Consider the following 21,200-nt stretch of genomic DNA (forward strand, 5'->3'; position numbering starts at 1 on the left):
AGGGATATCCCAGATGAAAACCTACTTTGCTGTTGCCACGATGCTGGCAGCGGTGCTGGCCCCGCTTGCCTCGGCGCAGACCGCCGCACCGCCCGCGGTGTCGCCGACGGTCACCGCCTTCCTGGCCCAGTTCGATCCGGACAAGACCGGAGCAGTGAGCTGGGAAGCCTTCGAGCAGTTCCGTCGGCAGCGTTATGACGCCACCGATGCGAACAATGACGGGCACGTCGATCGCCAGGAGTACGTGGACGAATACCTGCAGCGCTTCGATGTGCGGCTGGCCGACGCGCGTGCCGGCCACCTGCGCCAGACCGATACCCGCTTCAAGGCGCTGGACCGCGACAAGAACGGCAGCATAAGCCGGGCCGAGTTCGATGCCGCCGGTGAGCGCACCTGGGCCGGCTACGAGAAGAGCCAGGAAGCCACCGGGGAAACCGCCGCCAGCGACAACCGTGATCCGCTGAAGATGCCAACCTCGCACACCGCCAACGGCATGCTGGAGTTGTACGACCGCAATGGCGACGGACTGGTGGAGCGCACCGAGTTCGATGCCGCACGTGACGCCACCTTTGCCGCTGCTGATACCAATAGCGATGGCGTGCTGGATCTGGCCGAATACACCGCCGAGTTTGAAGGTCGGCTGGATGCGCAGCGCAGCAAGGTTCGCGACGCGGCAAGCCGCCAGGCCGGCGTGCGCTTCGATTCGCTGGATGCCGACAAAGATGGCCGCATGACCTTCAGTGAGTACCAGGTTTCAGGCAAGCGCCTGTTCGAGCGCGCTGACAGCAATGGCGACCGCATCGTTGACGCACGCGATCCCGAGCCGGTTGCCGGCGCCCATTCGGCCAACGGCAACCGTTGAGCCCTGCGTACCGCTCGCTGCCTGCGACCGGTCGTTCCAGTTTCTGCAATGACACGGCGCCCGCGCGGCGCCGATACCCACCCAGCCGGCATGGTCCATGTGATCGAGCAGCCAGGAACGGCGTAGTCCCCGCCATTACCTTTCTGTGGAGATCTCTCATGAATTCAGCTGTATCCCTACTTGCGCTGGCCGTTCTGGCCAGCCTGTCCGGCACTGCCCGCGCTGAAGCGCTGGCTGACGCCTCGAACCTGGACACGGTCCGGGTCGAGGCCGAGCGGGCAAAGAAGAGCAAGTCGCGCAACCAGAACGTGACGGTTCTCACCGCCGCCGATCTCGATGCCGAGATGGCCAACAACATGGAAGAGGCCATCCGCTACATCCCGGGCGTAAGCGTGGTCGACATGGGCCGCTTCGGTGACAACGGCTTCAATATCCGTGGGCTTGAAAGCGATCGCGTGGCGATCACCGTCGATGGCCTGAGCCTGGCCGAATCGGTGGAGACGGCGCGCTCCTACGAGTTCTTCCGCAGCGGCCGCGGCGATGTGGACATCGACACGTTGAAGAGCCTGCAGGTGGTCAAGGGCGCGGATTCGATCACCTCCGGCAGCGGCGCACTCGGCGGCGCGGTGGTATTCACCACCAAGGACCCGGCGGACTATCTCAAGCCTGAAGGCAACGACACCCACGTAGGGGTGAAGTTCGGCTACAGCGGCTCCAACGACGAGAGCATGGGCACGCTGAGCTTTGCCAACCGCACCGGCATCGTCGAGTCGATGCTGGTCTACACCCGCCGCGAGGGCCATGAAAGCGAAAGCTGGTACGACAGCACGGTGGACCGGATCGGTGTTGGTCGGCGCACGCCGGACCCTGTCGACAGCACGCGTGACAACCTGCTGGGCAAGGTTGATCTGCAGTTGTCGGACGCGCACACGCTGGGCTTCATGTACGAGCGCGGCCGCGCCCACAACGAGGTCGACAATCTTTCCCGCGTATACGCACCGGGCTACCTGGAGCGCAGGGGCGACGATCGCAATGACCGCGATCGCTATGGCGTGACCTGGCAGTGGCGTGCAGGCAATGCCTTGTTCGACACCCTTGATGCGCAGTTGGACCGCCAGATCACCGACAGCCGTGGCGTTACCCGTATTCTGGCTGGCAGCGGTTGCCCGGGTGGTGGCGCTCCCTGCAAGCGCAGTGAAGACCGCGCCACCGAGCAGACTCTGGACCGCGCAGCATTGGATTTCAGCAAGGTGGTGGAAGGCCCGGTGCGGCATGACATCGGCTACGGCCTGGCCTGGCAGCAGCGCGACATCGACTACACCGCGGTGGATACCCGTTGGAATGCAGCCGGCGGCATCGCCAGCGTGGAGCATGACCCGCGCCAAGTGCCCAAGACCGATGCACGCTCCTGGAACCTGTACGTGCGCGACAGCCTGAGCTTGTTCGACGAACGCCTGCAGCTCAGCGGTGGCCTGCGCTATGACCGCTACGACTACTCGCCACAAGTAGACAGTACTTTCGTCGACAAGACCGGCAGCGTGCGTGACCTGCGCTTCTCTGCACCGAGTTGGCAGGTGGGGGCGGAGTTCCGCTTCCTGCCCGACCATGCGCTGTGGGCGCAGCTGGGCCGTGGTTTCCGTGCGCCGAGCGTGGCCGACCTGTATTCGCCGACCAGCGCCAGCGCCGCGTTCGATGCAGTAAGCGGTGCGCCGATCCAGCTGGATACCTCGATGTCCAACCCGGACCTGGATGCGGAGAAAAGCCTCAACATTGAACTGGGTTACCGCTGGACCACCGATCGCGCGCAGTTGGGGCTCTCGGTGTTCCGCGACCAGTACGACAACTTCATCGAGACGGTGACCACGGCGGTGCCGTATGCCAATGGCTACCGCACCACGCCAACCGGTCCGGTGCAGTACAGCTACAACAGCACGATGCCGATCAATGCGGGCAAGGTGACGGTGAAGGGCGCCGAGCTGGAAGGGCGCTGGCAGATCGCCGACGCGTGGTCGTCGCGGATGGCGGCGGCGTACAGCAAGGGCGAGAAGCGCAATGGTGATCCGCTGGAGAGCATCGTGCCGGCCAGCGCAGTACTGGGCGTGCGCTATGCACCTTCGCCGTCGTGGAACATCAGCGCCAACCTGACTCACGCCTGGGGCAAGAGCGCCAGCGACGCCTACACCACATCGGCCAATGGCACGCAGGTGGTACCGGCATGGACGGGCAAGGCCGATGGCTACACGGTGCTGGATCTCACCGGCAGCTGGAACATCACTTCGCAGCTGCGACTGACCGCAGGCCTCTACAACCTGACCGATCGCGAGTACTACCTGTGGCAGCGCGTGCGGGTGATCAACAAGGGCCCCAATACCCTGTACGGCTACGTCAACGATGACGGCATCGGCCGTTACAGCGAGCCGGGTCGCAATGCCCGCGTCACGGTGGCGTATTCGTTCTGAGTCACGGGGCTGTCACCAGCCCCTTGGCGCTGGAACAACAGCGTGGAGCGGAGGCTCCGCGCTGTTGTTCTTTTGGGCCGATATGGGTCTGCATGCAGGCGACAACACGTCCAGATGTTTCGCCCAACGCGCCCGGAACACCGGCTAAGCTCAGCAATCCGCACCGGAGGCTGCTGGCAATGCCGATTCGCACAGATTCAGGTCGTCGTCGCTTCATCACCCACTCCGCAAGCCTGGGCATGCTCGCCGCGTTGCCTTCGGCGCAAGCGCTGGCTGTCCCGTGCAAGGGCGCCGCCAGCAGTTGGATTCCGGACGATACCTTCCTCGCCGAGTTGCCGCGGATCATGCAGGCCTTCGCGGTTCCAGGCGTTGGCATCGCCGTGGTTGACGATGGCGCTGTGGCATGGAGTCGTGGCTTTGGCCTTGCCAACGCGCAGACACGCACGCCTGTGGATGCGCGCACGGTGTTCGAGGATGCGTCGCTCAGCAAACCGATGTTCGCCTACCTGGTGATGCAGCTGGTGGAGCAGGGACGCATCGACCTTGATGTTCCCCTGGTGGGTTACCACCGGCCGGACTATCTCGGCGATCATCCGTGGATTGCGCTGGTCACCGCGCGCGATGTGCTGCGGCATACGACGGGTCTGCCCGATTGGCGCAAGTCGCCGGCAACCGAGAAGCTGGTGCCGATGGTGAAGCCTGGTACGCGCATCAATTATTCCGGTGAGGCCTTTGTCTGGCTGCAGCTGGTGGTTGAAGCAATCACCGGCCAGAGCCTGGATGAGTCGATGCAGGTGCATCTGTTTGGTCCGGCTGGCATGAAGGACAGCAGCTATACATGGAACGCGGATCTGGCGGCACGCTCGGTCCATGGTCATCCCGCGCATGACCGTGTTGATGGCGGAGTGCCAAGGCAAGTCCTTCGCGACCAATGGGGCGTCGCCCAGCAGGTTGCGGATCGCTGGGGTAAGCCGCTGTCTGCCTGGAAATATGAAGATGCCGAACGTGCAATGCCGGAAGTGTTGAAGCTGGCGCCGCCGGGTCTGGTGACATGGCCGGGCGATATCCTCGCCAACGCGGCAGCCAGCCTGCGCACGACGGTGCAGGACTATGCGACCTTCCTCAGTCTGATGATGGCGGGCCGGCAACGCGCGTCGTGGGAGATCAGCGAGGCTGCGCGGCAAGCCATGCTCACGCCGCAGATCAGCTTGCCCGGGCGCTGGACCGAAAAAGGACTGGGTTGGAATACCGAGCAGACCCGTGATGGCCCGGTGTTCTACCACTCCGGCAGCAACAGCGGCATCTTCAAGAATTTCGCCATTGGTGATGCGCAACGGCGGCGTGGCATCGTGGTCCTGACCAACGGAGGAAGTGGCTCGTTGGTGCACCAGCGCGTGGTGCGTGCGGTGACGGGGTATGACCTGCTTTCTTACGATCTCTAGATGCAAATTGGATCTGCGCTTGAAGGCGTCGGTATCGCGGTGGATTGTTCCGAAAAAGGAGCCTTCCACTTCGCTTTGTTCCAGAGTTTCACTCCATCGAGCGGGTGGCAATATCCAATAGCGCTGACCTTCCAGGCTTGCGGTTCCTCGAATGAATCGAGTTTTGCGAGAACTCCCATATTGAATATGCTCGCTTCACTCGCTGGCGACTTTTCAGCCGCCGCGAGACGTTGGCATGTAATCGCGCGGTTGACCAGGCTGGTATCCGCTTATTGCTGCAAAGACTCGATGTAGTTGTCAACAACTTCGGTACCACAACGCGTCCGCTCCAACGGGCCTTGCCGTGACTCGCAGTCCTTGAGACTGGGGTGTATCGCGGCATAGTCGATGTTTATTTCTTTGTTCGGCTGCAGCGAAGCCTTGTAGCAGATGAAGGAACGATATCCGCTATAGACAGCGGCGTCGACGAGCGGCAGCTGACCAAACACTTCATCCAGCGTTTCCTTGACCATGGTTGCGTTCCATTCCGGGTCCAAACCTTCCGCGGGCGAGTTGACTGCCAGGCTTTCGCGGCTATCGCCACGTTGCCGGGCTTCGATTGCCTTCAGGGCGAAGCCGATTGAAGCGTGGGTGCCATCAAGGGGGCTGCAGCCTTTCATTGCATAGGCGGGGGCTGCTCCGCAGATCAATGCAAGCGCGGCCAGAAATTTTACTCTTTTCATCTAGACGGTCCTGTCCTTGGTATTCAAGCCGAAAGAATACCTGCAATACGTGACGGGGAGACCAATGCCTTACGCGTCGAATGTCACGGTTGCCCCGATCATGTTTCCGATCCAGATTTCAAGCGGCCTGCATGCGAAGGATAGCTGTGCGCATGCGTGCGGGCAGGGCGGCGGGCAACATTGCGCTGTCGATCTGCGGATGGATTGCTTGATTTCCCTCACAGACATCATCTGGCTTGGAAGCTATTCGCCCTCAGCTTGGAACCCTGCCTTCCTGTGGCTGCCATCGCAGAACGGTTTGTTATTGGAGTGACCGCAGCGGCATAGCCAGGTTTCGCTGAGGCGATCGATGGTGCGCCCGGTGCCGCTGACAACTTCGAGATTGCCAATGACATGGAGCGGGCCATTCTTGGTCGGCTTGACCTGAAGTGGACCATCGCGTTGCGGCAATGCCTCTGACTTCTTTTCAGCGGGTTCGCCAGTAGCGATGAAGCCGCACTCGACATGGCGGTGGTCGCAGAAGGGTTTGTTGTGCGATTCGCCGCAGCGGCATAGCGTGGCGCGCATGCCTTCGTCCTTGCCGGCGATCAGCAACGGGGCATTGAAGGCGAGGGGGCCGTTCTCACGGACATGCACCAGGTTCACTACCGGCGCAGGTTCGCTGTGCGTGCCGTCGTTGTACTCATAGCGGATGGCACCGGATGGGCAGTTGCGCGCGATCAGCTCGACTTCTTCGGGCGCGACAGCATCGGGATGGATCCACTCGCCAACAACATTGGGCACGAACACATCCGGATGACTGAGCACGCAGTTGCGTGAGTGGATGCATCGTTCACCGTCGAAATGGATGGTGACGGTTCTGCCGCGTACGGTTTCGGTTGCCATGGGCTGCCTCCGCTTCGGAATGCGCAGTGTCGCGCGGAAGAGGTGAAGGCGGGGCGTATACAGCTATTTTTTTTGTAGGAGTGGCGCGAGCCGCGAAGCTGAGGCCAATGATTCATCCATTGGACTGGGGCATGATGGGGTACGAGCTTCGCGGCTTACGCCGCTCCTACAAAAGCTGGTTATTTGCGTATGGCGAGTACGCCATCCAGCGCCAGCTCGGCTTTGAAGCCGGCTTTCTGCAGGCGGGTGGCGACTTCGCGAGGCACGTCGCGGCCGCTGGTCAGCTTGTTGGGAGCGCCGGTGTAATGGAACAGGCGGCCACCTTTGCGCAGCACGCGGGCAAGGTGATCGTAGAACACCTGCGAATACAGTTCGCCGGCAATGCCGAAGCGCGGTGGGTCATGCAGGACGGCGTCCATCGAGGCGTCGGCGATGCCTTCGATTTCCTTGGAGACATCACCATGGTTCAACTGCAGGCGGCCGCCGGCGTGTTCACCATCGGGATCCGGTGACCACGGGTTCAGGGTGCGTAGCCACAGCACTTCGGGGCTCTTTTCAAAGGAGCGGATCGCCGCCACGCCTTCGTCCAGACAGCAGGCGGCGAAGTAACCCATGCCGCCGCAGGTATCGAGCACCTGCTTGCCGCGGGGCTCCACCAGCGCCACCTTGCGGCGGGCGTCGTCCAACGGCGAGATCTGCGCGCTGACCAACATCTTGATGCCGTCGATCTCGAAGGTGGGGATGCCCCAGTCGGTGGGCACCAGTTTGTACAGGCCGCTGCCGAAGCGCGAGGCGGCGCTGAATTCGTCGCCGTTCCAGTAGTAGATGGTGCGGTCCTTGAGCTTGGCCGGCCATGGGTAGTGCTTGCCGCGGTGCTGCCAGCTGTCGGTGCTGAGGCTGATCGGTTCCTGGCTGCGGCCGAGGTCGAGCGAGACGCTCACATCGCTGCTGCCTTTCTTCAGAGCGCTTTGCAGCTGCTCGAGCAGAGGGCGGGTTAGCAGGGGGCCAGTGTAGTGGGACATGGGGGGCGAAGGCGATGCGGGGGAGGGAATGCTACCGCAGGGTGGGTTTTGGGGTTTTGGTTGTTCGCGAAGAGCACCCCTCCCCAGCCCTCCCCTTGCCTGCGGCAAAGGGAGGGAGCTTCTGCCCCCTCCCTTTTGCGGAGCAAAGGGGAGGGCTGGGGAGGGGTAGCTTTGGGCGTTCACGGAACCTAGCCCAAGCAGCGTCCAGTAACCCAAGCAGGCATAATTCGCGCCCCTCATCTTGATTCTGCCTGCGCTGCCGCACCCCATCGGCCAGCACCGGCGGCCAGCCCGTATGTCCTTCCTGCATTCTGAATTCGCGCAATGGCGTGCCAACCCCCTGCGCGAAATGTTGGCCGGAGCCGTGGCTACTTTTGCGCTGATCCCCGAGGTCATCGCGTTCTCGTTCGTGGCCGGGGTGGACCCGCAGGTCGGCCTGTTCGCCTCCTTCGTGCTGAGCATCGTCATCGCGGTGTTCGGCGGGCGGCCAGCAATGATCACTGCGGCTGCCGGTTCGGTGGCCTTGGTAGCGGCGCCGCTGATCAGCGCGCATGGTCTGCCGTATCTGTTTGCGGCTGGCCTGCTGGCGGGCGTCATCCAGATCGTGTTCGGCGTGCTGCGGCTGGGCGTATTGATGCGCTTTGTCAGCAGCTCGGTGCGTACCGGCTTCGTCAATGCGCTGGCCATCCTGATCTTCGCCGCACAGCTGCCGCAGCTGCACGGCGCCACTGCTGCCACCTGGGCGATGTTGGCGGTGGGGTTGCTGGTGATCTATGGGCTGCCGCGGTTGCCGCTGCCAGGTGTGCGGGCGATTCCGTCGCCGCTGATCTGTATCGTGGTGCTGAGCGTGCTGGCTTCGTGGCTGAAGTTGGATCTGCCCACCGTCGCCGATCTGGGGAAACTGCCGGACGCCCTGCCGCAGTGGATGGGTTTGCCATCGTTGCCGTTTGATCTGGAAACGCTGCGCATCATTGCAATGCCGGCCTTGGCTATCGCGATGGTGGGTTTGTTGGAGTCGATGATGACGGCGCGTGTGGTCGATGAACTTACCGATACGCCAAGCTCCAAGAATCGTGAGTGCACCGGTCTGGGTGTGGCCAATATCACGGCCAGCCTGTTCGGCGGCATCGCTGGCTGCGGCATGATCGGGCAGACCGTGGGCAACGTGAAGTACGGCGGACGTGGTCGGCTGTCGACCTTGTTTGCCGGCGTGTTCCTGCTGGTGCTGATGGTATTGCTGAAGCCCTGGGTCGGGCAGGTGCCGGTGATCGCGCTGGTGGCGATCATGGTGATGGTCAGTGTGTCCACGTTTGACTGGCGCAGCCTGGGCGCGCTGGTACGGCATCCGCGCCTGTCCGGTGTGGTGATGCTGGCGACGGTGGCGGTGACCTTGGGTACGCACAACCTGGCGGCCGGTGTTGGCGTGGGCGTGCTGCTGAGCGGGGTGTTCTTCGCGCTGAAGGTGGCGCGCCTGCTGCGCGTGGAAGCGCTGGATCAGGCTGATGGCAGCCTTCGTTACATGGTGCGCGGGCAGGTGTTCTTTGCGTCCGCGGATGCCTTCATTGATGCCTTTGATCCGCGTGTTGCTGAAGGGCGTGCGGTGACGATTGATCTATCCGGTGCGCAGCTGTGGGATATCACCGCTGTGGCGGCTTTGGAGAAGGTGGTCAGCCGCTATCGCCATCATGGTGTGAAGCCGCGTGTGCTGGGGCTGGACCGACAAGCACGGACGCTGATGCGGCGGGTGCTGCGCGAGGGTGAGCTGGCTGTGGACGACCTGCCCTTGTAGGAGCGGCGTAAGCCGCGAAGCCGGTGCAGCTTTCGGTTGCTGGATTGACTGCAATTGCAGAATCTTCGCCGGTGGATAACTCGGTGGCTTCGCGGCTTACGCCGCTCCTACAAAGCATCGATGCACGGGGTTTTATTGTGGGAGCGGCATCAGCCGCGAAGCTGATGTAACCATCTGTTGCCGGGGAGTCTGCAATTGCAGAGCTTCCCCGGCGGATGCTGCGCTGGCTTCGCGGCTTACGCCGCTCCCACAAAACACATGGTTTACATCACATCCCAGGCGTAGCCGCCGCGCTCAAGCACCGATGCCGCCAGCGATTCGACGATGTCATCTTCGTTGCGCTCCAGTCCGCGTACGTTGCGCGCCATGCGCCGGCGCGCCTGACGGGCGAACAGACGGGCGATCTTCACTGCGTCATCGGCCGCCGGGTGTCCCGCCTGCAGCAGGCTCTCCACGCGCGACAGCACGCACAGGCCGACAAACAGATCGATGGCGATATCGGCTACGCGCTTCTGTGCGTGCTGTTGATCGGCGATCTTCTTGCCGTGCTTGCGCAGCAGTCGATCAGATGCCTTGGACAGTTCCACCGTGTATTTCTCGCACAGCCGCGCCAAAGGCCGCAGTGCATCGTTGAGCGGTGCGCGGATACGGCCGGTGCCATAGCCGGTAGCCTCGCGCACGCGGCGGCCGGCATAGTCGCTGAGCACGCCGAAGCCCTTGATCGGGTCGTTGAAAATACCGCCGACCGCAGTCTGCAGTTCACTCAGCGTCGCGCCCACGCCCTTCAGCCCATTCAGGGCCACATACAGGCGCAGGATCTCGTTGGTGCCCTCAAAGATCGACAGGATGCGCGTATCGCGGGTCATCTGCTCGTACGGCAGTTCGCGCATGAAGCCGTTGCCTGCGGCGATCTGCAGTGCCTCGTAGCAGCTACGCTGCACCGCTTCGCTGGCGAAGATCTTGCTCATCGCCGCTTCCACCGAGTAGTCGGTGCGGCCGCTGTCGATCAGGTGCGCCACCATCCACACCGTGCTTTCGGCAGCGAAGCAATCGGCGGTCATCTGTGCGATCTTCTCGCGCACCAGGCCGAATTCGGCGATCGACTGGCCGAACTGCTTGCGCTCGCTGGCCTGTGCACAGGCCATGCGGATCAGCGCACGCATGCCGCCGACAGCGCCGCCGCCCAAGCCGGTGCGGCCGCTGTTGAGGATATTCATTGCCACCTTGAAGCCCTTGCCAACCGGGCCCAGCACGTTTGCTGCGGGCACACGTACATCGCTGAAGGCGACCGTGGTGGTGGACGAGGCGCGGATGCCCATCTTGTCTTCGTGTGGGCCGTGGCTGACGCCTTCCCAGCCGGCTTCGACGATGAAGGCGGTGACCTTGCCTTCCGGCGTGTCGGTACGCGCGAACACGGTGTAGAAGTCGGCGATACCGCCGTTGGTGATCCAGATCTTCTCGCCGCTCAGCGTCCAGCTGCCGTCATCGTTGCGCTGTGCCTTGGTACGAATGGCAGCTGCATCGGAGCCGGCGCCGGATTCGGTCAGGCAGAACGCAGCGATCATTTCGCCGCTGGCCAGCTTGGGCAGGTAGCGCTGCTTCTGCTCGTCGTTACCGAACAGCAGCAAGCCCTTCATGCCGATCGAGCTGTGCGCACCGATGGTGAGCGACACCGAGCTGTCATGGCTGCTGGTCTGGCCCAGCACGCGCGCATAGGCGCCATTGGACAGCTCCAGCCCGCCGAATTCCTCCGGAATGATCAGCCCGAACAGGCCCATCTCACGCAGCGCCTGGAGGAACGCCGGCGGCTGCTCGGCATCGCGGTCGTACTGACGCAGATCGGCGACCTTGTCGGCCAGGAACTGGTCGATGGCATCGGTCATCGCGCCCAGCATCTCGCGGTCACGCTCACGGATCTGCGGATAGGGGAACAACACATCTTCGGCGATATGGCCAAAGAACAGCTGCTTGGCGATGCTTTCATCCAGGTTCTGTGTTGCAACGGTATTCACGTACGGCTCCTTGTGCTGCGAACGATGGTGAATCATCGCCCAGCGCGATGACAGGTTCACCTACCCCGGCGTGCCAGGCCGAGTGAACTTGTGGCAGTTTGGCTTGTCAGTGATCCATCGGAACTTACCGCAAAATGGTCAATGGTGGCCTTTGCGCAGTTTTCCTGAAGGAATGCATGCGTTATTCCCCCGAGCGCGAACCGTTGTGGATCCGGATGGCTGCCGGCATGGCGGCGTTGGCCATGTTGTCGGCGTTGACCCGGCTGATGCTGCAGCTGCCAGAGCTTGCGCAGACCGGTCAGGAGACGCGCACCCAGTTGCGTTGGTTGGCGTCGGCGGCAACGCCGCCACTGCTACCCGCGCCCGTCGTACCCGATCCGGCCAGCCCCAGCCTTGCAACGCCAGCGTCAGCGCCGAGCTTGCCTGCGGTTTCTTCCAACGCCGCTCCAACTGCCGTGCCCCCGCCGTTGCCTACACCGGTCAAACCTCCGGCAGTGCGTTTGTACGGCGCCGATGGAAACGCTTTGTTGGCTACGGACACAGTGAAGTCAGAGGCGCAGAAGAGCAACGCTGAACGGGTATTCGAGCACCGTGATGAGCTGGCCACCGGCGTCGGCGAGCGTGCAACCGCCGGTCTGTTCTCTGGAAAGAGCGCGGGTACCAGCCAGTCGCGTGTGCAACGTGCGCTTTATGGACGGGATATCCAGGCTGCCGAAGCCCGCCGTCCGCCAGATATAGCGTTCAATCCCCGGCTGCACGAGCGCAGCTCCGACCTTGGCAGTGAGGCCACCGGCGACGCCTACAAGGCTGCACCCATCCGCTACGAGAAAGCGCCTGACCTCAAGGGCGAAGCCAGTCGCCGCATCCGCAACGCCATCGGCGCGCTGGAACAGCGCTACCCGCGGTGCAGCAGCGAGCAGCGGCAGCGCTGGCTGGGGATCGCGCAGCAGCACCTGGATGCCTTGCAACGCGTCGAATACCGCTACAACAACGGTGCCGACCCGGTCGAGGCAGAGCACAGCCTGCCCAGCGCTGCAGACAGCGCTTACGACCTCGCTCGACGGGCGCTGTGGGATGCCGAGCGGCGCATGAAAATGTGCACTTGAGCGGTGGTCATTGCGGGCCAGTGGCGAGCCTTGCTGTCGTCATTGCCGGTGCCCATTGATCAGGCTGTGCGTCATGCGACGGACAAACCGGGACAAACCAGGACGACTTTTCTAAGTGGTTGTCTTTAAATGGCTTTTCGCTGGTTTTGCATGCCTAGAATCGGGCGTCTTCCCTTTCTGGTGTTGCGATGAAGTCGATCGGTTTGCTGTTCTCCACGCTGGTGCTTGCTTCCACATTCGGCTGTCAGGCAGCGCCGGCGCCGGTGCCGTCCACAGGCGTGGGCGTCGCCCCCGGCCATAGCCATGCGCTGCCCAGGCATGCGCTGGTCGGCTATCTGCACAACTTCGACAACGGCCAGGGTCTGTTGCCGGTAGGCAAGGTGGATGAGAGCTGGGACGTGATCGTGCTTGCCTTCGCCGATGACATGGGCGAAGGCAAGGTCGCTTTCAACCCGGATCGCGCGCTGGACCGCACGCAACTGATCGCAGACATCGCCGCCAAGCGTGCTCAGGGCAAGATCGTGGTGCTGTCCTTCGGCGGTGAGCTGGGCACGGTGACCTTGAACACGCAGCGCGATGAAGACAACTTCGTCCGCACCACCGCCGATGCGATCAATACCTACGGCTTCGATGGCATCGATGTCGATCTGGAAAAGATCGCTGGTGTGGTGCACGGCGCGCCAGTTACGCCGCACTTGATTTCGGCGGTGAAGCGCCTGCATGGCATGTACCCGAACCTGTATGTGTCGATGGCACCGGAGCATCCGTACGTGCAGGGTGGTCTGGTATCGATGGAGGGCATCTGGGGCGCCTATCTGCCGCTCATCGATGGCCTGCGCGAGGAGCTGGATCTGCTGCACGTGCAGCTCTACAACAACGGTGGTCTGCCCACGCCGTACCGCGCTGAGAAATATCCGGGTGGCAGCGTGGACATGATGGTGGGCTCGGCCAGGATGCTGATCGAAGGTTTTGATCTGGCCGGCGGCAAGGGGCGGTTTGCAGGCTTGCGTGCGGACCAGGTTGCCTTGGCGTTGCCGTCGGGTTTGCGCGCTGCAGGCAATGGTTATGCGACGCCGGCGGATATCAATCGTGCCTTCGATTGCCTGACTACGGCGAAACAGTGCGATGAGGTGAAGCCGAGCCAGCCGCATCCGGATTTCCGAGGCGTGATGACCTGGTCGATCAATTGGGATGTGGCCGATGGGCGCGCGTTCTCGGGTCCGGTGGGCGCGCATCTGCGGGCGGCGCAGGGGCGTTGATTGCGGTGGGGGCTTTTGCTGTTTTGGGCCTTGGTTGAGGCAAAAGCAAAAGCAAAAGCAAAAGCTCCCCCTCATCCGGTGCTTCGCACCACCTTCTCCCGTGAACGGGAGAAGGGAAGGCTCAAGGCCAAAGCTCCAAGCCATAGCTAAAAGCCAAAGCCAAAGACCAAAAGCGAAGAGCCAAAAAGCCCAAAGCCCAAAGCCGATCTATCCGCTTCTCTGACGTCTGCGCTCTCACTCCACCCAGAAATGCACCAACGTCACCAGCTCATCGCTGCGAAAGCCGGGATACAAGCGCTGCATCACCGCCAGTAATCCTGCAGGCGTACGACAGCCAGGGTCATGCTCATCGCGCAGATCAGCTTCATCCAGGGCATCAAAGCTCCGCAGCTCGGTCTGCAGTGACAAAGGACCAATCTGGCGGCCTTCATCCAGTTCGATACATGCCAGCGCCACCCCATGCCAGCGTGCGCCACGCCGTACGCTGGTATTGCGTCCGGTATGGAACTGGGGGTTGTCAAAGCCGAGCAGGGGCACAGTCATGGGCGCTGGAAGGGGCTGGAAAGCAGGTATTCATTCTGGGCGCGATTGGTGGCTTTTTCATCACCTGCCGTTCAAACAGGCAGGCTCAGCATCGTTTCCTTCACCGCGATTGGATCTACCCCCCCATGCCGCGCGCGGCCGTGCTTGTGCTGTTGCTGCTGTTGTACGGGCTGTGCCCGCCGTTGCAGGCGCGCACGGTGTACCGCTGCGTGCAGAAAGGCACGGTCAGCATGGCCACTGCGCCGGAGCCGGGTTCCAACTGCAAGGCCATCGAGATCGATGACAACGCCGTGCAGGCCCCCAATCTCTGGGGCAACTTCGGTGTGTTCAGTGGCACCCTGTATGAGCGTGAGCAGGATGGCAAGCTGGTCTATTCCACCCGCAACCTGCCGGGCTCAACGCCTTATCTGCGTTTCACCGTGGCCACGCCGCCGGGCGAGCCGGCCCATGAAGGTCTGGGCCGTGCAGGCACGCCGCAGTTGAACCGGCATGCCCCACAATTCCGGGCCGCTGCCAAGGCCACCGGTGTGGACGATGCCTGGCTGCGTGCGGTTGCTCACGCAGAAAGTGCGTTCGACGAAAAAGCAGTGTCACCCAAGGGTGCGCAGGGGGTGATGCAGTTGATGCCGGAGACGGCAACTGAGTATGGGGTGAGTGATCCCTTGTCGCCTGCACAATCCATCAGCGGTGGCGCGCGTTACATGAAGTCGCTGCTGCGTCGCTACAACGGTGACCGGACGTTGGCGGCAGCGGCTTACAACGCCGGGATCGGCGTGGTTGCACGCTATGGCGGAGTGCCGCCCTATGCGGAGACGCGGCAATACGTGGACAAGGTGCTGGCCTTGTATGGGCGTTACCGGGAGGCGATGGGGACTGGGCCTGAGAAGCCAGCTTTGTAGTTGGTTCTCCCGGACTGAGAAAGGCAAAAGCGGGGCAAAAGCACCCCTCCCCAGCCCTCCCCTGCTGCGCAAGGGAGGGGGCTCAAGCCAAAGCTGCGGCGCCGCGCGAACTGCCCCCTCCCTTTGCCGCAGGCAAGGGGAGGGTTGGGGAGGGGGGCTTTTGCTCTGGCCTTAATTCTCAGTACCAACCAGCCCAGCCTCCAGCAATCGCAACTGCTCCCAGCCAACGTGGTGCATCAGCTCGCGCACCACCACAAGCGCGGCGACGAAATCCGGGCGCTCGGGGATATCCAGGCTCTTTGCCGGCATCCCCGCCGCTACCTGTGACAACTGGTTGAATGCCCGCTCGACTTCGTCGATGCCCAGCTCACAGATCGCTTGTGGCGGATAGCCCAGCACGCCCGGCAAGGGCGCCAGCACTGCATCGGCACACTCCAATACCTCCAGCGAATCCAAACGTAGCGCTGGAATCCATGGCATCAGGGCATCCTCGGTGCTGGCGATGGCCTGTTCCATTGCCCGTTCCGAAGGCGGGAAATGCCGCAGGCCGGCCTCCAGCAGCGAGGGCAGTGACAGCGGCAGGCTGATATCCGTGCTCCGCCCGGCTTGCAGGCGGATCTCCTCTTCTTGCAGATATAGATGCATACGGTTCTCCACCATGCAGGGCTTTCGGCGGTTCCGCCGCGGGCCGTGAGGGTCTATCGTGCCGGGTCCGTAGTTGGTTGGGTGTACATGGATCGCAAACATTGGGTAATTGCCGTCATCGCCGTGACCGGTGCCGCGCTGGCTGCCACCTTCGTGTGGGCGCCGCAGGCGCCCGCGCCAGCTGGTCTGCCGCCTACACCGCTGGGCTGGCAGGCGCAGATCGAGTTGCTGGGCGGCGACGGTGTGGCGGGCAACAGCGCCGGCAAGGCCGCGCAGACCCGCTTCAGTGATCCGTGGGGGCTGGCGATGGGCGGTGGCGTGTTGTTCGTCGCCGATGCAGGCGACAACAACCGCATTCTCTATCGCGGCTTGGACGGAGCCTTCCAGGTGTTGGCTGGTGGTCTTGAAGGCTTTGCTGACGGCCAAGGCGCTGCGGCGAAGTTCAATACGCCGTCGGGCATCGCCTTGGACGCGCACGGCAATCTTTACGTGGCTGACACCGGCAACCATGCCATTCGCAGGATCAGCGCGCAGGGCAAGGTCACCACCTTGGCCGGTGACGGCGCGCCCGGCTTCGCCGATGGCAAGGGGGCGCAGGCGCGCTTCAATGGACCGATGGGCGTGGCGGTGGGCGCCGACGGCCGCGTCTATGTCGCCGATACCTGGAATGACCGTATCCGTATGATTGCTACCGACGGTACGGTCAGCACCTTGGCCGGTGGTGCACTGCCGGGTTGGGAAGACGGGCAGGGCGTACAGGCCCGCTTTGATACGCCGACCGACCTCAAGTTCGACAGCCACGGCAACCTCTGGGTCGCCGACCTGCAGAACAACGCGCTGCGCACGGTCAGCAGCACCGGTTTGGTCAGTACCCGGGTTGGCATGCCCGACGCCGATCGGGTGTTGTGGGGGCCGATGACTCTGGCCATCACCCATGACGACGTGGTCTATGTTGGCGAGCGGCTGAGCGGCCGCGTGGTGCAGTTGTCACCACACGGCCATATCGTGGCCGTGGCCGGCAACGATGCCCAGCGCTTCGCGCGCCCTGCAGGATTGGCGCTGGCGCCAGATGGCAGCCTGCTGTTGAGCGACGCCGATGCCTATCGCATTCACCACCTTGTGCCGCGCACAGCGACAGCTGCTGATGTGCCTGCGCTACTCGGCCCCTCGCCTGACAACCCGCTGCCCGCCAACCAGGGCCGCTGGCCGCTGGCACCACAGCTGGGCTGGCATGAAGTCACCGGCACGCTGGGCGAAGTGCGTGGCAACTTCAGCGGCGAAAGCAGGCACCACCTGCACAGTGGTTTCGATGTGCGCGGTGACGTGGGTCAGACCGTGCTGGCCATCGCCAATGCCAAGGTCAGCAGTCCTGCATCGACCTGGACGCTGGGTGGCCAAGCCGAAGGTCTGTCGCTGGACAAGCTCGACTACATCCACATGAAGGTTGGCCGCGATGCATCCAACCGTGCGCTGGATCCAGCGCGCATGCAGCTCGTCTACGACGAAGCCGGCCAGCTGGATCGCGTGCGTGTACGTCGTGGCACCCGCTTCCAGCCCGGTGACGCATTGGGCAGCATCAACAACCAGGCGCATGTGCATCTTGCAGTGGGCCCATCCGGCTATGAGCGCAATGCAGTGCGTCTTGGCTTCTCCAACTACGCCGACCATGTCGCCCCGAAGATTGACGACATCGCCTTGCTCGATGGCAACAATCAGCGACTGACCGACAAGCTCGACGGGCGCCTGCAGGTGCCGGGTAGTGCTGGTGGCCTGCAGTTGGTGGTCGAGGCCTGGGACCAGGTCGACAACAACCTGCCGCGACGCCGGCTTGGTCTGTACAGCCTGGGTTACCAGATACTCGACGCCACTGGTCGCGCGTTGCCCGGCTACGAACAGCCGCGTACCAACATCATCTTCAACCGCATGCCGCCGCAACGCGAAGCGGTGAAGCTCGCTTATGCCGCGGACAGTGGCATCACCGTGCATGGCAGCAGCTCTACCCGCTTCCGCTACGTGCTGACCAATACCGTGCGTGATGGTTTGTTGGCCGGTGGCGAGCTGCAGCCGATGGAGTTGCAGCCGGGCAACTACACGATCCGGATCACCGCGAAAGACTACAGTGGCAATGAAGCTGCGGTGGGCAACAGGCTCGATATCAGCATTGCGCAATGATTGCGCGAACCCGCCTGCTCGGCAGGTGGTGGAAAGGCTGGCGGCGCTGATTGCAGGTGGCCACGGGTAGGATCACCCGTAGCCACCTTGGCTTCGGCTTGCTGTTTACCAGTCGTATTGCAGTTGCAGGCGGGCGTAGCGCGGCGTGGTGTAGTACTTGCCGGCTCGGTAGTTGTAGAAGTCGGTGATGGTCCCCGCCGAGTTGGTCGAGTACTTGGTCTCATACACCTGCAGTGGTTTTATCGAGTTGAAGGCATTGAGCACCGAGAGCTGCATGCTCAGGCCTTCGGCCCACTTCGGCTTGTAGACAACATTGGGGCTGAAGTTGAGCGTCCACGGCGTGCGGCCGGAGCCGCCCAGCTTGGAGATGTCGTCTTCACCAATGTTGCAGGTGTGGAATACGCCCGCGTAGCCATACTCGGTGCCGAACGTACCCGTACCGCCACCCAGGCAGCTGATCGGTGCGCCCGACTGCACCTGGATGTTGGCACCCACCTGCCACTCATCATTGAAGCTATAGCCACCGTAAAGCTTGAACGTATGGCGATGGTCGTTGAACAGGTAGCCATCGGCGCCATACATGAGCTCGGCGAAGTCGAAGTCCGAGGTGGTACCGGTGTCGCTCTGGCCGTTGGTGCTCTTCACCAAGCCCTCGTAGTTGCCGCTGAGCTTGGCCCAGGTGTAGTTGAAGCTGGCATACCATTTGTCGGTGTGCTTTTCTGCGGCGAGGGTCAATGCCTTGTAATAGCGCTTGGCATCGGGGCCCAGCTTGTTGGCAGCAACGTTGATGTTTTCGGCGGTGCCATCGCCGTCCACGTCGAGGGCGAGGCGGAGGTCGTGGCCGGGGTTGTACAGATAGCAACCTGGCAGACCTTCGCGCACGCCCCACTCATCGCCCCAGCTGGAGACGTCATAGCCGGCATCCTCTGCAGCGTTGTACAGCTGGCGGGTATCGCAGGTGTCATCGATGACGTTGTTGACGCGGCGATACGTGGCCTTGGCACTGAGCGTCCATGCATCGAGCCAATTGTTGTCCGAGTGCAGCTCGTACTGATAGCCGACGATGGCCTCATCCTGTGTATACGGCTTCAGGCCCCTGGTGGCGACGGCCTTCGGGTCTGGTGTAGTGCCGTCTTCGCCGTTCACCACAAAGTCGTATGCGCCGTCGCCATAGGAGCCGGTGACGTTGGGAACGCCGCTGCCCGGGTCAAAGCCGCTATAGGTGTAGTAGTTGTAGGTGTAGTACGAGGCAGATGCGGCGCGCAGGGCAACGTTGGCGGCAATCGGCAATGAGTAGCGGCCCAATGAGGCGTACAACTTGCTGCTGCCATCGCCGAACAGATCCCACGAGAAGCCCAGACGCGGCTGCCAGATGTTGTCCTGCTTGACGAAAGTAGCGCCCGAGCCGTTCTTGTTTTTGAACGAATCGTTGCGGACGCCGACGTAGAGCATGAAGTTGTCGGTGATCTGCCAGTGGTCATCCAGGTACCAGGACTTCTGGTCGATGCCAATACCGCCGCCAGTGCGGAAATTGATCAGGTAGGCATAGGATGGGGTCAGTCGCCAGTAGGCGCCCGCCGAATAGGATGTACCTGCGGTGGAATCCCAATCTTCGTCGCTGTAGCCGCCGCTGATCTTGTGCTTGCCCAACTGCCATTCCAGGTCAAGGCGAGTGTTCTTGCGCTTGTCCTTGCCGCCCTTCATGCCGACGGTACTGGTTGCCGCACAGCCAATCTGCGAACCGCTGGTGCCTATCACGTAGGGGCAGGCGCCGGCGGCGCCGTTGACGTCGCCATCGTAGTAACTCTGGGTGCCGTCGGGACCGATGGTGAACTGTGAGTTGCGGTTGCGCATCTGTCCGTACTGCAGTGACGCGGTCAAGGTATCGGTCAGGTAGCTGGTCCACTTGAAGATGTCGGTCTGGCCGCCACTCTTGCCAACCAGTTGACCCAGCGCACTGATCTTGGACGGCTCTCCATTGCTGCCATCGTTGCCATAGGCCGCCTTGAAGTAGTCGTAGGTGTAGCGGCTGCCATTGTCAAAACCCGTGTACTCGATGTGGTTTTCATCGTTGGGGTACCAGTCCAGCTTGACCAGCCAGTACGGAGTCTTGGAATCGTAGTCGTAAGCGGTTGTGTCCAACGAGGCCGGAACAACCGGTGTGTCCGGAGCAGCGGTAGTACGGATCTGGCTGCCGACGCGGGAGCCATAGAGGGTCTGCTTGGAGCGGCCGAACTCGCCCAGGGCGAACACGAACAGCTTGTCCTCGATCAGCGGACCACCAACCCACGCGGTGTAGGTGTTGGAGCTGCTGCTGTTCCTGTCGTAGGAGCGCAGCAGGCTGCCATCGGTGCGGAAGGTATCCGGTGCTTTCTCGCGCAGACCCGCGGGAACACCAGACCAGCTGAAGCCGCCCTTCCATTCGTTGGTGCCGCGTTTGACGTTGACCGAGGCAACACCGCCTGTGGAAAAACCATACCGCGCACCGTAGCCACCGGTCTGGACGTCGAGTTGATCGATGGCCTGGAATGGCACCTCCGAGAACGACAGACTGTCGTACAGATTGGTGACGTTGAACCCATCGACGTAGTAGCTGTTTTCCGCAGCCGACGCGCCGCCGAAGGAGGCTGGGCCGAAGTAACCGGAGCTGGCAATCGTGCCTGGTGTAAGCAGCGAGACGCTGGTGATATCGCGGCCTACCGGCAAGGTATTGAGCTGCTCGGCAGTGAAGGTGGTGCGGGTTTCAACGCTGGTTGCGTCAATCTGGTTTGGCCAATGCCCTCGCACGGTGATGCGATCCAGCGAGGTGGCACCGTCGGTGGCGGTGAAGTCGGCGGTGCTTGCTTGCCCGGCAATCACCCGAACCTTGGTGGTGCTGACAACCGTGTTGCCATCCAGCGTTGACACTTCGTATTGGCCAGTGGGCAGCGCAGAGATGCGGAACCTGCCATCGCTTGCAACCTGCACCTCGCGTGCATTTCCGGTCGTCAAATTTTTTACCTGTACCCGCTGCGATGCGGAGCCAATGCCGATGATGTCCCCGGTGGTGCTTTGGGCATTGGCCGAGGTCACGCATGCGCCCAGCATCAATGCCAGTGCAGCGCGTTGGAAGACGCGCGTTGTCAGTGTGTAAGTGCTCATCGAATCCCCTCAAAGGAGTAGTTGGCAGGTGACTCTCAAACCTTGCGTTGCGAGTGCCTTGCTGACGGAACTCTCAAGGAGATTTGGCGACTCAGTCTGTTGCCTGACAAATTACGGTGTTGAATATGAGGGGCTTTACTTTTATTTATGGCCTTTTTTCATCTGTCAATTTCGTGAACAACTTACTTCGAACCTCAGAATGTTCTGTGAGGAACTTGCGGTTGTATTGTGTTGATGGGTGC

Annotated in this window: 15 protein-coding genes; 8 read left to right on the plus strand and 7 right to left on the minus strand. The window is 62.3% G+C overall.

The annotated features are described in order from the left end of the window. Positions 1 to 13: 13 nt before the first annotated feature. The 3 genes from ACVOLL_RS07460 to ACVOLL_RS07470 all read left to right on the plus strand — a co-directional run bounded on the left by ACVOLL_RS07460 (position 14) and on the right by ACVOLL_RS07470 (position 4,763). Positions 14 to 862 (plus strand): EF-hand domain-containing protein, encoded by an 849-nt coding sequence (locus ACVOLL_RS07460; protein WP_481512317.1) that lies wholly within the window; start codon positions 14 to 16, stop codon positions 860 to 862. Positions 863 to 1,020: 158 nt separating this feature from the next. Next, positions 1,021 to 3,321: a TonB-dependent hemoglobin/transferrin/lactoferrin family receptor gene (locus ACVOLL_RS07465; protein ID WP_481512318.1), complete on the plus strand. Its 2,301-nt coding sequence runs from the start codon at positions 1,021 to 1,023 to the stop codon at positions 3,319 to 3,321. A 179-nt stretch (positions 3,322 to 3,500) separates the two neighbouring features. Continuing rightward, a complete protein-coding gene (locus ACVOLL_RS07470; RefSeq protein ID WP_481512319.1) occupies positions 3,501 to 4,763 on the plus strand; it encodes a serine hydrolase domain-containing protein in 1,263 nt (420 codons plus the stop codon). 269 nt (positions 4,764 to 5,032) lie between these two features. On the opposite strand, the gene ACVOLL_RS07475 is transcribed toward ACVOLL_RS07470, so the two are convergent. The 3 genes from ACVOLL_RS07475 to ACVOLL_RS07485 all read right to left on the minus strand — a co-directional run bounded on the left by ACVOLL_RS07475 (position 5,033) and on the right by ACVOLL_RS07485 (position 7,392). Further along, the gene (locus tag ACVOLL_RS07475) at positions 5,033 to 5,485 is read right to left on the minus strand and encodes a hypothetical protein (RefSeq protein WP_481512320.1); all 453 of its coding nucleotides are present in this window, start codon (positions 5,483 to 5,485) and stop codon (positions 5,033 to 5,035) included. Between the two features lie 243 nt (positions 5,486 to 5,728). Further along, positions 5,729 to 6,370: a CDGSH iron-sulfur domain-containing protein gene (locus tag ACVOLL_RS07480; RefSeq protein ID WP_481512321.1), complete on the minus strand. Its 642-nt coding sequence runs from the start codon at positions 6,368 to 6,370 to the stop codon at positions 5,729 to 5,731. Between the two features lie 179 nt (positions 6,371 to 6,549). Beyond that, positions 6,550 to 7,392 carry a class I SAM-dependent methyltransferase gene (locus ACVOLL_RS07485; protein WP_481512322.1) on the minus strand — a complete coding sequence of 281 codons (843 nt, stop codon included), beginning with the start codon at positions 7,390 to 7,392 and terminating at the stop codon, positions 6,550 to 6,552. Between the two features lie 295 nt (positions 7,393 to 7,687). Between ACVOLL_RS07485 and ACVOLL_RS07490 the strand changes: the two genes are divergently transcribed. After that, positions 7,688 to 9,181, plus strand: a complete 1,494-nt coding sequence (locus ACVOLL_RS07490; RefSeq protein WP_481512323.1) for a SulP family inorganic anion transporter — start codon at positions 7,688 to 7,690, stop codon at positions 9,179 to 9,181. A 263-nt stretch (positions 9,182 to 9,444) separates the two neighbouring features. Here the strand turns inward: ACVOLL_RS07490 and ACVOLL_RS07495 are convergent, their stop codons facing one another. Next, positions 9,445 to 11,193, minus strand: a complete 1,749-nt coding sequence (locus ACVOLL_RS07495) for an acyl-CoA dehydrogenase family protein (RefSeq protein ID WP_481512324.1) — start codon at positions 11,191 to 11,193, stop codon at positions 9,445 to 9,447. Positions 11,194 to 11,369: 176 nt separating this feature from the next. Here ACVOLL_RS07495 and ACVOLL_RS07500 point away from each other — a divergent pair, with 176 nt between their 5' ends. Further along, entirely contained in the window at positions 11,370 to 12,299 is a 930-nt protein-coding gene (locus tag ACVOLL_RS07500; RefSeq protein WP_481512325.1) for a hypothetical protein, read from the plus strand. 188 nt (positions 12,300 to 12,487) lie between these two features. Continuing rightward, a complete protein-coding gene (locus ACVOLL_RS07505) occupies positions 12,488 to 13,558 on the plus strand; it encodes a chitinase (protein ID WP_481512326.1) in 1,071 nt (356 codons plus the stop codon). 234 nt (positions 13,559 to 13,792) lie between these two features. Here ACVOLL_RS07505 and ACVOLL_RS07510 read toward each other — a convergent pair whose 3' ends face one another. Next, complete coding sequence (locus tag ACVOLL_RS07510; RefSeq protein ID WP_481512327.1) at positions 13,793 to 14,101, minus strand: ASCH domain-containing protein; 309 nt, start codon at positions 14,099 to 14,101, stop codon at positions 13,793 to 13,795. A 125-nt stretch (positions 14,102 to 14,226) separates the two neighbouring features. On the opposite strand from ACVOLL_RS07510, the gene ACVOLL_RS07515 reads away from it, so the two are divergent. Next, positions 14,227 to 15,000: a lytic transglycosylase domain-containing protein gene (locus tag ACVOLL_RS07515; protein WP_481512328.1), complete on the plus strand. Its 774-nt coding sequence runs from the start codon at positions 14,227 to 14,229 to the stop codon at positions 14,998 to 15,000. A gap of 171 nt (positions 15,001 to 15,171) precedes the next feature. Here ACVOLL_RS07515 and ACVOLL_RS07520 read toward each other — a convergent pair whose 3' ends face one another. Beyond that, positions 15,172 to 15,645, minus strand: a complete 474-nt coding sequence (locus tag ACVOLL_RS07520; RefSeq protein ID WP_481512329.1) for a hypothetical protein — start codon at positions 15,643 to 15,645, stop codon at positions 15,172 to 15,174. Between the two features lie 87 nt (positions 15,646 to 15,732). Between ACVOLL_RS07520 and ACVOLL_RS07525 the strand changes: the two genes are divergently transcribed. Next, complete coding sequence (locus tag ACVOLL_RS07525; RefSeq protein WP_481512330.1) at positions 15,733 to 17,817, plus strand: NHL repeat-containing protein; 2,085 nt, start codon at positions 15,733 to 15,735, stop codon at positions 17,815 to 17,817. 105 nt (positions 17,818 to 17,922) lie between these two features. On the opposite strand, the gene ACVOLL_RS07530 is transcribed toward ACVOLL_RS07525, so the two are convergent. Beyond that, a complete protein-coding gene (locus ACVOLL_RS07530; RefSeq protein ID WP_481512331.1) occupies positions 17,923 to 20,958 on the minus strand; it encodes a TonB-dependent receptor in 3,036 nt (1,011 codons plus the stop codon). Between the last annotated feature and the right edge of the window lie 242 nt (positions 20,959 to 21,200).

This window comes from Stenotrophomonas sp. STEN035 (assembly GCF_056759935.1).

Coding starts and splice junctions, on each gene's coding strand:
- ACVOLL_RS07465 (WP_481512318.1), top strand. CDS start 1,021: ATGAATTCAGCTGTATCCCTACTTGCGCTGGCCGTTCTGGCCAGCCTG.
- ACVOLL_RS07520 (WP_481512329.1), bottom strand. CDS start 15,645: ATGCATCTATATCTGCAAGAAGAGGAGATCCGCCTGCAAGCCGGGCGG.
- ACVOLL_RS07480 (WP_481512321.1), bottom strand. CDS start 6,370: ATGGCAACCGAAACCGTACGCGGCAGAACCGTCACCATCCATTTCGAC.
- ACVOLL_RS07490 (WP_481512323.1), top strand. CDS start 7,688: ATGTCCTTCCTGCATTCTGAATTCGCGCAATGGCGTGCCAACCCCCTG.
- ACVOLL_RS07485 (WP_481512322.1), bottom strand. CDS start 7,392: ATGTCCCACTACACTGGCCCCCTGCTAACCCGCCCTCTGCTCGAGCAG.
- ACVOLL_RS07500 (WP_481512325.1), top strand. CDS start 11,370: ATGCGTTATTCCCCCGAGCGCGAACCGTTGTGGATCCGGATGGCTGCC.
- ACVOLL_RS07475 (WP_481512320.1), bottom strand. CDS start 5,485: ATGAAAAGAGTAAAATTTCTGGCCGCGCTTGCATTGATCTGCGGAGCA.
- ACVOLL_RS07470 (WP_481512319.1), top strand. CDS start 3,501: ATGCCGATTCGCACAGATTCAGGTCGTCGTCGCTTCATCACCCACTCC.
- ACVOLL_RS07525 (WP_481512330.1), top strand. CDS start 15,733: ATGGATCGCAAACATTGGGTAATTGCCGTCATCGCCGTGACCGGTGCC.
- ACVOLL_RS07460 (WP_481512317.1), top strand. CDS start 14: ATGAAAACCTACTTTGCTGTTGCCACGATGCTGGCAGCGGTGCTGGCC.
- ACVOLL_RS07530 (WP_481512331.1), bottom strand. CDS start 20,958: ATGAGCACTTACACACTGACAACGCGCGTCTTCCAACGCGCTGCACTG.
- ACVOLL_RS07510 (WP_481512327.1), bottom strand. CDS start 14,101: ATGACTGTGCCCCTGCTCGGCTTTGACAACCCCCAGTTCCATACCGGA.
- ACVOLL_RS07515 (WP_481512328.1), top strand. CDS start 14,227: ATGCCGCGCGCGGCCGTGCTTGTGCTGTTGCTGCTGTTGTACGGGCTG.
- ACVOLL_RS07505 (WP_481512326.1), top strand. CDS start 12,488: ATGAAGTCGATCGGTTTGCTGTTCTCCACGCTGGTGCTTGCTTCCACA.